This window comes from Aliiglaciecola lipolytica E3, from assembly GCF_000314975.1.
GTDB lineage: Bacteria > Pseudomonadota > Gammaproteobacteria > Enterobacterales > Alteromonadaceae > Aliiglaciecola > Aliiglaciecola lipolytica.
In genome coordinates, this window is the sequence record NZ_BAEN01000045.1 from 1 (window position 1) to 10,254 (window position 10,254).

The window sequence follows — 10,254 nt, forward strand, 5'->3', positions numbered from 1 at the left end:
TAAGCAGTTTACTAAGATTTGGCGTTGTTTGAGTGACAAGACAACACAAAATAAGCTCAGTAATGAGCACAGAGTACGCAACTCGATTTGATTATGATATCGCTTTTCCGAATTTGTTAATGTTTTGCTTAAACGGCGAAACAACCAGTTAATGTCTGGCGACCTTAGCGACACGGTACCACCTGATCCCATTCCGAACTCAGAAGTGAAACGTGTTAGCGGCGATGGTAGTGTGGGGTTTCCCCATGTGAGAGTAGCACATCGCCAGACTCCCATTTAGAATAAAGCCGCCTTAATAGGGTGGCTTTTTTCGTTTCTGATGCCTGTAAAATATCCGCATATTTATCGAATATAATTAAGGTGGCCTCATTCTAAGCGCTGCCGCGCAAGAACTATCCCGCAGAGAAACCTAACCCGTCGGTGTGTTATGCAATGCCTGTCCATGTAATAAACGGCTAGATATCAACCATCCCTGGTGCAACACCCAGTGCAGCATCCATGCTGCCCGTTCCGTCGCTCAACGCTTCTGCGAAGCTAAAAACAACCGACTCCACCCCCATGTGAGAGTAGTATTCATGCCCACGGCCAGTGCGCCAGACTCCTATAAGAGAAAGGGCTATCCGAAAGGGTAGCCCTTTTTTGCATTTACAGACTTTACATCTTAGGCGGATATCTCCATCACAGTTGGATAGCCCTTACTCTAAGCGTTGCCGCGCAATTACACCCCAAGGGAAACCATACTCATCGAGTGTTATGCAATACCTGTCCATGTAATAGGTAACTAGGTGTCACACATCCATGTGGCTGTCTCCAGCACGACATCCATGTCGGTCGTGCGCTCGGGCGGAACTGCGTTCCTAAAACATCCTCGCTTACCCCCATGTGAGAGTAAAGAACCGCGCAAACCTGTAGCACGGGCTTCAGCCCGTGAATTGCTGATTACCTAACGAAGTACCTTTATAAACATTGATATAGGTAGCATTCCTTCTAAGCGCTGCCGCGCAATATCTACTCCCGCAGTCAACCGTCACAAAGTGGATTCCCAGCCTCAAGCACAGCTTGAGTCGTTCAAACGGCTGGAGCCGTGCTCCAGAGAGCCCCTTTTTCACCCATCCAGTGTTATGCAATGCCTGTCCATGTAATACGCTCGGGCGGAACTGCGTTCCTAAAACATCCTCGCTTACCCCCATGTGAGAGTAAAGAAACGCACAAACCTGTAGCACGGGCTTCAGCCCGTAAATACCTACTGGGATACCGTCTGATTAATGTATTGAGTTTTAAGGTCTGTGAGAAACTACATACAACTTAATTGTTAATTAAAGGCACTATAAAATGAAGAGCGATAGAGAAATACGTTTCATTAGAATCTGCATGAAGATGATCAGTGTATGAATGTATGTATTCTGTGTTATTATTGAAATATGATAAGTTTTAGAAATTAATATTAACAATAACCTGTCCTATAGATTGTGAATGATCAAATCCACCTAATTAATGCAAAGTAAATTAAAATGCAGTGATTGGGTTTGTTAAAACTAAAAATTTATTAAATGTCGAACTTGATGTGATAGCTAACATTTAATTAAATTTCAAATTAGCCTTGAAAAGGAAAAAAATATGAAGCAAGTTAATAAATCAACTGTCGCATCTACATTGGGTGCAGTCATTATTGGCTCGTTATCTACAGTTACTCTGCAAGCAAATGCTAACCCATTTGATATTCAAGCGTTAGATTCTGGATATATGCAGTTAGCTGGCGAAGGCAAGTGCGGAGGCAAAAAAAACGATAAAGAAGGTAAGTGCGGGGAAGGTAAATGTGGCGAAGAAAAGCGGGGCGAAAAAGCTGATAAAGAAGGCAAGTGCGGTGAAGGTAAGTGTGGCGAAGGTAAGTGCGGTGGTGAAAAAGCCGATAAAGAAGGCAAGTGCGGTGAAGGCAAGTGTGGCGAAGGTAAGTGCGGTGGTGAAAAAGCCAACAAAGAGGGAAAATGCGGAACTAGTACTTAAATTTTCTTAACTTCAAAATAAAGAAGAGGTTGAACTTCAGCCTCTGACTTTACCTTAATTAAAATGCTAAGAGTTGAATCTAGTTATGAGTAAACGGCATCTGCATGGCGTTGGTTTAGGGTTACGTCGTGAAATGCTTGACGAACTATTACCAACTCTTCCTCCTCAAGTCGACTTTTGGGAAGTTGCCCCAGAAAACTGGATACCACTTGGTGGTCGATACCAACAACAACTTACTGAGATATCTTCTAGAACGAATCTGGTAAATCATGGACTTTCTTTGTCGATTGGAAGTACAGATCCACTAGACTTTGAACTTTTAAAAGATATAAAAGCATTTCTAGATGAACATAATGTGCTGATTTACAGTGAACATTTAAGTTATTGTTCTAACAATGGGCATCTATATGACTTGTTGCCAATATCGTTTACATCTGAAGCGGTAGAGCATGTCGTAAAAAGAATTCAATTAGTGCAAGACTATTTACAACGGCCTTTAGTGCTTGAAAACGTTTCAACTTATGCTTGGCCTGATAAACAAATGACAGAGCTAGAGTTTACCTTAAATGTGCTTGAAAAATCTGGTTGTCAAATGCTGCTCGACGTAAACAATGTGTATGTTAATTCAATCAATCATGCTTATGACCCAATTGAATTTATTAAGGCATTGCCTACTGAAAAGATAATGTATGGTCATATTGCAGGTCACTATGATGAGGCTGATGATTTAAAAATTGATACACATGGTGCTGACGTAATTCAACCTGTTTGGGATTTGCTCGAAAAAGCATATGAATATCATGGTGTTTTTCCAACTTTGTTGGAACGCGATTTCAATATTCCCCCTATAAATGAGCTGCTAAAAGAAATTGAGAAAATACGCAATCTGCAAGAAAAGTATCGATCTAAAATATTACCTAAAGTGAAAAGAGCATAAATGAAATCTTTTCATCAAAAACAAGCGGAATTCAGTGAAAGTATACGTAACTCTAATCAATCTAAAGGGTTAGCAAATGTAGAAAAACGTCGTCTAGTTGTTTATCAAGAGCTTCTTTTTAATAATATACTCGGGTTTTTATCAAATGGATTTCCAGTACTCGCGAGTATTTACGGCAAAGAAAAATGGCTGGCTTTGGCTAAGAGGTTCTTTAAAACACATCAATGCACATCACCTTATTTCGTTGAAATTAACAGGGAATTTCTCGAGTATCTTAGTAACGAACATACTATCAGTGAAACTGATCCCACTTTTCTGTTAGAACTTGCTCATTATGAATGGCTAGAGCTCGCGGTAAGTACGAAAAAAACGTATCAACACGCGAAACAATGGGATGGAAAAGAAGTGGTTGATAATATTTGCCTATCAGATTCTGTAGAGATAGCGAGTTATCGATACCCAGTGCACGAAATTTCAAAAACCTTTCAACCTTCAGAACCATCCGATCCAATATTTATCATTGTTTATCGAAATACTGCGTTCAAAATTGGATTTAACGTAATTAATAACGTTACTGCACATTTAATTACGCTTTTACAGCAGCCTGGAGCGCATACGCTAAAGTCTGTTACAGAACAAATGCTAACCGCAATGCCGCAAATACCACAGCAACATACTATTCAAGGAACCAAACAAACAATCGAAAAGTTGCTGGAACAACAAGTATTGTTGATCCCAATCGATTAACCCCTATTAATTTTTACCACTTTGCATTACTATTTGGCGCTTCGTTAACACTCAAAGTTTGGAGTCCAATTATGCAAGAACAAAGCCCAACAAAAGACCCGTTTAACTGGACATATCTTTTGGTAGGACTTGGTGTATTACTCGCGCTACCATTAATGCATGTTTTCTTGGGTTGGTTTGCGTTTTACCTGTAATTTTCAATAAAAAACCAGCCACAAAGAGGATGTCTGTGTCAGCTGAATATATCAAATCTATCGTAAAAACCGTTCCTGATTATCCTAAACCTGGGATTTTATTTCGTGATGTGACCTCGGTTCTAGAAGACCATAGTGCATTTTCGAGCAGTATAGCGTTGTTACTTGAAAAGTTTGCCCCATTGAATTTTGATAAAATTGCTGGGACAGAAGCGCGAGGGTTTTTATTCGGAGCGCCGCTTGCCATTGAAATGGGAATTGGATTTGTGCCCGTTCGTAAGCCCAATAAATTACCACGAGACACTATTTCTGAGTCTTACGAGCTTGAATATGGAGTGGATACACTAGAGATTCATTCTGATGCGATAAAGCCTGGGGAGAAAGTACTGATGATAGATGATCTTCTAGCTACTGGTGGAACCATGGTCGCTACAGCAAATCTCATTAGGAAACTAGGCGGTATCGCGGAACATGCAGGTTTTATTATTTCCCTACCTGATTTAGGCGGCGAAGAGCGATTAAAGCAACACGGTATTCAATGTCATTCGCTGTGTGATTTTGATGGTGAATAACGACTAATGGCATATCAAGTACTTGCTCGTAAATGGCGTCCCAACCGATTTTCAGAATTGGTTGGTCAAGAGCATGTTGTTACCGCAATATCGAATGCATTAGACAACAATAGATTGCATCACGCATATTTGTTCACAGGCACAAGAGGTGTAGGAAAAACCACGATTGCGCGGATTTTTTCTAAAAGCCTAAATTGTGAAACGGGTTTAAGTGCAAATCCATGTGGAAAGTGTGATACCTGTTTAGAAATCGAAAATGGAACTTTTGTCGATCTATTGGAAATTGATGCTGCTTCTAGGACAAAAGTAGAAGATACAAGAGAGTTGCTTGATAATGTTCAATACAAGCCAACTCGCGGACAGTACAAAGTTTACTTAATAGACGAAGTGCATATGCTGTCAAAGCACAGCTTTAATGCTTTATTAAAAACGCTTGAAGAGCCACCCCCACATGTAAAGTTTCTGTTGGCTACAACTGATCCTCAAAAACTGCCAGTCACAATATTGTCTCGCTGTTTGCAGTTTAATTTAAAGGCTTTGTCACGCGAGCAAATTTCTCAGCAATTAAACTATATATTATCTGAAGAAAATATTTTCAGTGAGCCACAAGCCCTGTCACAGCTAGCCCGGGCCGCTCAAGGGAGTATGCGTGATGCGCTTAGTTTAACCGACCAAGCGATAGCGCAAGGCGATGGGAAGGTTACCAATGCCATCGTGACCGATATGCTAGGTTTAATGGATAAAGGGCAAATAGTAAAACTTTTGTATACGATATTCAGTAATGATTCAGTCCAAGTGATGGCACAAGTTGAGACTATGTCTCAACAATCGGTGAATTATGAACAAGTATTGTCTGAGTTAATGAGTTTGCTTCATCAAGTTGCATTAACTCAATTTGTGCCTGAAGCGTGTAAGCTAGAAACGGTGTCAGCTCGTGCTATCTTTCAGTTAGCTAAAATGATGCCACCTGAACAAGTACAATTGGCTTATCAGATTGCGCTACAAGGCAAAAAAGATATTATTTATGCGTCTGATTCACGTGTTGGATTAGAAATGACTTTGCTCAGAATGTTAGCGTTTAATCCCGCTCCAATTTCGATGAGTATTGAAGAAACCAACTCATCTAGCCCAGAGATACCGTTTTCTCATACTCCTGTGTCAAATGCATCCGCTGAAAAAAAAACAGTTGAAGTCGATGAACTGAATGAAATTAGCGTACATAATAATTTAATTGAGCAACAAAATAATATTATTGAACAGGCAGATAGGTTAACTGCCGACCAGTCGATAGAGTCAAAACGCGATGAAAAAAGAGAAGTAAGTTCCGTTTCAAGCTCTACCAATTCGCAGCAGGATCATAGTCTTCCTGATACAGTTAACCATTCAGAAAGTTACGAAAATAACGATACTTATCACCATGAACCTTATGACCAACCGTCAAATATAGCCGATTTTCATGAAGATAATTTCGTCAACACGTCTGCGGTGGTTGACACTAGTCGCGTTGATGCAGCGCAAACTCATCTTGTGGATGAAAATGTAAGTAAAGATACTCCGACACAAAATCACGCGTTATCGGCAACAGAGAATTTAATCGCCCTTAAAAATAAACTCGCTAAGCTTGAATGTGCAACTGAAACAGAAGTTAAAACGGTTACCAAGTCCGACAACGACTTTTTGCCATCGAGATTTAAAACACAACCCCAAGTTAAAAATGAACAAGGCTCTCAAAGCGAAATAAAAGCCGATCAAAACCCACAAAATTTAGATGTTATCGCGCAACCTGAATCTGAACCTGTAGATAGTAAGATTGAGGATGTCGAACAGCCAGTTTCAACTGAGAAGAATGATAAAGTTGAAAGTACATCTACTGTTGCAAAAAGTGAAATGCCTGTCCAAGGTGAAGAAAAAGAATCAATCGATAATGCCGAGTTACAACACGTCTCTCCCCCTTGGCCCATCGACAATGTTGATTTAGAAAAACAAACGGATGACTCACAAAACAGTTTTGATCCAATGGCTCATTTGAATGAGCCTGTTGAAGTTAACGTAGATTTTGAGGTTCCTGCTTTTCTCGAAAATGGTGAAAAAGTATTTCATTCACATCAATTAGATACCTGGAGCCAACTTATAGAGCAAATGCAAGTCACTGCATTAACAAAACAATTAGCACTGCATTCATCATATGAAAAAAATGATGCGACAGTGACCTTGAAGTTATTAGATTCGAAACCACATCTAGATACACCAACAGCAAGAGAACAATTGCAGCGCGCACTAAGCGAGTTGTTTCAAACAGAAATTGAACTAAAAGTTGAGCATGCTCAGCCAATCAGTACCCCTTTTGCTGTGCAACAAACTATTAATCAGGTGAGAATGCAACACGCTATGCACATAGCAGAAACCGATCCGAATATTAATAGAATTAAGGATATATTTTCCGCGCAGGTAATTGAGACAAGTATCAAACCTCGCTAATTTAAATTATCAAGAAGAGAGAACATTATGTTTAAAGGTGGTATGGGAAATATCATGAAGCAAGCGCAACAAATGCAAGAGCGCATGCAAAAGTCGCAAGAAGAATTAGCTAAAATAGAAGTCACAGGCGAATCTGGGGCTGGTTTAGTTAAAGTAACAATGACTTGTAATCACAACGTTAGACGAGTCGAAATTGATCCGTCTTTAATGGAAGATGATAAAGATATGATCGAAGATCTTGTTGCAGCGGCTATAAACGACTCAGTTCGTCGAATTCAAGAAACGACCAAAGAGAAAATGGGTGATGTGACTGGCGGCATGCCTCTACCTCCTGGCTTCAAGATGCCGTTTTAAGCGACAAAAATGCAATACAGCCCACTTATTACTGAACTAATTGCAGCGTTAACTCATCTTCCCGGAGTCGGTAAGAAGAGTGCGCAACGTATGGCGTTTCATTTGTTGGAACGCAATCGAGATGGTGCCATGCAACTCAGTAATGTGCTGCACAATGCGATGGAGCATGTGAAGCATTGTCAGTCTTGTCGAACGTTTACAGAATCAAGTTTATGCGATATCTGTAACGATCCGATGCGTGAAGAGGCAGGGCAGTTGTGTATTGTTGAGTCTCCGCAGGATGTGATTGCAGTGGAGCAAACCCTTGAATTTAAAGGACGTTACTTTGTTTTGATGGGACACTTGTCACCTATCGACGGAATAGGTCCAAATGAAATTGGCTTAGATGAGCTAGAAGGTTTGTTAACATCGGGTAAGTTTAAGGAAGTCATTTTAGCCACTAACCCCACAGTTGAAGGTGAGGCTACTGCTCACTACATTGCGCAGATGTGTAAAACGCTACAAATTTCAGCTTCTAGATTAGCGCATGGAATGCCGGTAGGTGGAGAATTAGAGTACGTAGACGGCAACACGCTAATGCATGCATTTACTGGACGACGTGCTATCTAGCTATAGTTTGATTGTTTAATTACTTCTAAGTTTTAGTGTGTTTACCTAGGGATACTGACGTGTCATGCAGAAGACGCATTCAAGCGGCAGATCTAGATTCATTGTTCATGAGCTAATTATTCAAAATAGCTGTGGAGTTTTCTTGAACATATTTTTCAATCATTTTTTGAGACTCGAATGTACCAATAATTCCAACTAGCTTTTTGATGAAAGCTTCAGGAAGAAGTTGGTCGCTTTCATCAAAAAGCTAAAGTCCCACGAAACACTGTCACATTTTGTTTCTTTTTCAAATTCAATATTTTTAAACAAAAATTGATAATAAATAGACTTGTTTGCTTGAAAAGAAACTAAACGACCTTATCTCCTAAGCCTAGAAACAAAACGGTCTATAGGAGAAATTTGTTTATGGCTGAAACAGCTAATCAAGAAACTCATGGGTTTCAAACCGAAGTAAAACAATTGCTTCAATTGATGATCCATTCACTTTATTCCAACAAAGAAATATTCCTTCGTGAATTGGTTTCAAATGCTGCCGATGCTGCAGATAAATTAAGATTTAAAGTACTTTCAAATCCTTCTCTTTATGAAAATGATAGTGATTTGTGCGTTAAGCTTAGTGCCGATAAAGAAGCAGGTACCATTACCATTTCCGATAACGGAATTGGTATGAACAAAGAGGATGTAATAGAGCATCTGGGCACTATCGCTAAATCAGGTACTAAAGAATTCTTCAATAATTTATCAGGCGATCAATCTAAAGATTCACAACTTATCGGACAGTTTGGTGTTGGTTTCTATTCTGCTTTTATCGTAGCTGACAATGTCATTGTTAGAAGTCGTGCAGCAGGTGATAGCGCAGATAAAGGTGTTCAGTGGGAGTCAGCAGGTGAAGGTGAATTCACTGTCACTGATATCGAAAAAGCGGATCGTGGCACTGAAATCGTATTGCATTTGCGTAAAGACGAAAAAGAATTCGCGGATGACTGGCGTTTGCGTTCGATCGTCACTAAGTATTCAGAGCATATTGGCATTCCAGTAAAAATGTGGAAAGAAGAAGTTCCTGAATCTGACGGGCCTGACGGTGAAAAAATCCCAGCTCAACCGGGTGAATGGGAGTCGGTAAATAAAGCCAGTGCTTTATGGACTCGTGATAAATCTGAAATTAGCGAAGAAGAATATAACGAGTTTTATAAACACGTTTCTCATGATTTTGCAGATCCACTTATGCATGCGCACAACAAAGTTGAAGGGAAAACTGAGTATACTAGCTTGTTGTATATTCCTTCTAAAGCGCCGTTCGATATGTGGAATCGTGATCAGAATCATGGTTTAAAACTTTACGTGCAGCGTGTTTTCATCATGGACGACGCTGAACAGTTTATGCCTGTCTATTTACGTTTTGTTAAAGGCTTATTAGATTCCAATGATCTTCCTTTGAACGTTTCTCGTGAAATCCTTCAGGATAACAAAGTAACCCAAGCTATTCGCCAAGGTTGTACTAAACGTGTATTACAAATGTTGGAGCGTTTAGCCAAGAATGATGCTGAAAAGTACCAATCTTTCTGGAAAGAATTTGGTGCTGTGCTTAAAGAAGGTCCAGCTGAAGATTTTGCGAATAAAGAAAAAGTCGCAGGATTATTGCGCTTTGCATCAACGCACAACGATAGTGATGCGCAAACCGTTTCATTAGAAGACTATATTGGTCGAATGAAAGATGGCCAAGAGAAAATTTACTTTATTACTGCAGACAGCTATCAAGCAGCGAAGTCTAGCCCGCATCTAGAAATCTTCCGTAAAAAAGGCATTGAAGTCTTGTTAATGGGAGATCGCATTGACGAGTGGTTAATGTCACATTTAACTGAATTCAATGAAAAATCATTTCAATCTGTTGCCCGAGGTGCACTAGATTTGGGTGACTTGGAAGATGAAGAAAGTAAGAAAGAGCAAGAAGAAGCTGAAAAAGCGGTAGAAGGTGTGTTGGAGCGTGTTAAAACGGCTCTTGGAGACAAAGTTGTTGATGTGAAATTCACCCATCGATTGACTGATTCTCCAGCTTGTATCGTGACTGATGAGCAAGGTATGTCAACGCAGATGATCAAGTTGATGCAATCTGCAGGGCAACCTGTACCAGAGGCAAAATACCACTTTGAACTTAACCCTGAACATCAGTTGGTTAAATTACTGGCTGACCTACAAGACGAAGGTCAATTCTCTCAGTGGGTTGACGTGCTATATGATCAAGCCGCTTTGTCTGAACAAGGTAGCTTAAAAGATCCAGCAACTTTTATTCAAAAATTGAATAAATTGCTAATGGATTTAGCTAAGTAAAACTGACTATTGATTTCAATAGTAATAAAAA

9 protein-coding genes and 1 rRNA gene are annotated in these 10,254 nt (G+C 39.9%); all 10 read left to right on the top strand.

Annotated features, from left to right (window positions below; all coding sequences use genetic code 11):
• Positions 1-154: 154 nt before the first annotated feature.
• Positions 155-270 (top strand): 5S ribosomal RNA (gene rrf, locus GLIP_RS11565).
• Between the two features lie 1,347 nt (positions 271-1,617).
• Positions 1,618-2,004, top strand: coding sequence for an HvfA family oxazolone/thioamide-modified RiPP metallophore (locus tag GLIP_RS11570; protein ID WP_008844813.1), 387 nt, complete (start codon positions 1,618-1,620; stop codon positions 2,002-2,004).
• An 85-nt stretch (positions 2,005-2,089) separates the two neighbouring features.
• Positions 2,090-2,941 carry an HvfB family MNIO-type RiPP peptide maturase gene (locus GLIP_RS11575; protein ID WP_008844814.1) on the top strand — a complete coding sequence of 284 codons (852 nt, stop codon included), beginning with the start codon at positions 2,090-2,092 and terminating at the stop codon, positions 2,939-2,941.
• Complete coding sequence (locus tag GLIP_RS11580) at positions 2,942-3,688, top strand: HvfC family RiPP maturation protein (protein ID WP_008844815.1); 747 nt, start codon at positions 2,942-2,944, stop codon at positions 3,686-3,688.
• A 71-nt stretch (positions 3,689-3,759) separates the two neighbouring features.
• Positions 3,760-3,882, top strand: a complete 123-nt coding sequence (locus GLIP_RS22415) for a hypothetical protein (RefSeq protein WP_008844816.1) — start codon at positions 3,760-3,762, stop codon at positions 3,880-3,882.
• A gap of 35 nt (positions 3,883-3,917) precedes the next feature.
• Positions 3,918-4,454 carry an adenine phosphoribosyltransferase gene (apt, locus tag GLIP_RS11585; RefSeq protein ID WP_008844817.1) on the top strand — a complete coding sequence of 179 codons (537 nt, stop codon included), beginning with the start codon at positions 3,918-3,920 and terminating at the stop codon, positions 4,452-4,454.
• Positions 4,455-4,460: 6 nt separating this feature from the next.
• Entirely contained in the window at positions 4,461-6,932 is a 2,472-nt protein-coding gene (gene dnaX / locus GLIP_RS11590; protein WP_008844818.1) for a DNA polymerase III subunit gamma/tau, read from the top strand.
• Between the two features lie 27 nt (positions 6,933-6,959).
• Complete coding sequence (locus tag GLIP_RS11595; protein ID WP_008844819.1) at positions 6,960-7,286, top strand: YbaB/EbfC family nucleoid-associated protein; 327 nt, start codon at positions 6,960-6,962, stop codon at positions 7,284-7,286.
• Between the two features lie 9 nt (positions 7,287-7,295).
• Positions 7,296-7,895 (top strand): recombination mediator RecR, encoded by a 600-nt coding sequence (recR, locus tag GLIP_RS11600; RefSeq protein WP_008844820.1) that lies wholly within the window; start codon positions 7,296-7,298, stop codon positions 7,893-7,895.
• Between the two features lie 405 nt (positions 7,896-8,300).
• Positions 8,301-10,223: a molecular chaperone HtpG gene (htpG, locus tag GLIP_RS11605; RefSeq protein ID WP_008844822.1), complete on the top strand. Its 1,923-nt coding sequence runs from the start codon at positions 8,301-8,303 to the stop codon at positions 10,221-10,223.
• Positions 10,224-10,254: the final 31 nt, after the last annotated feature.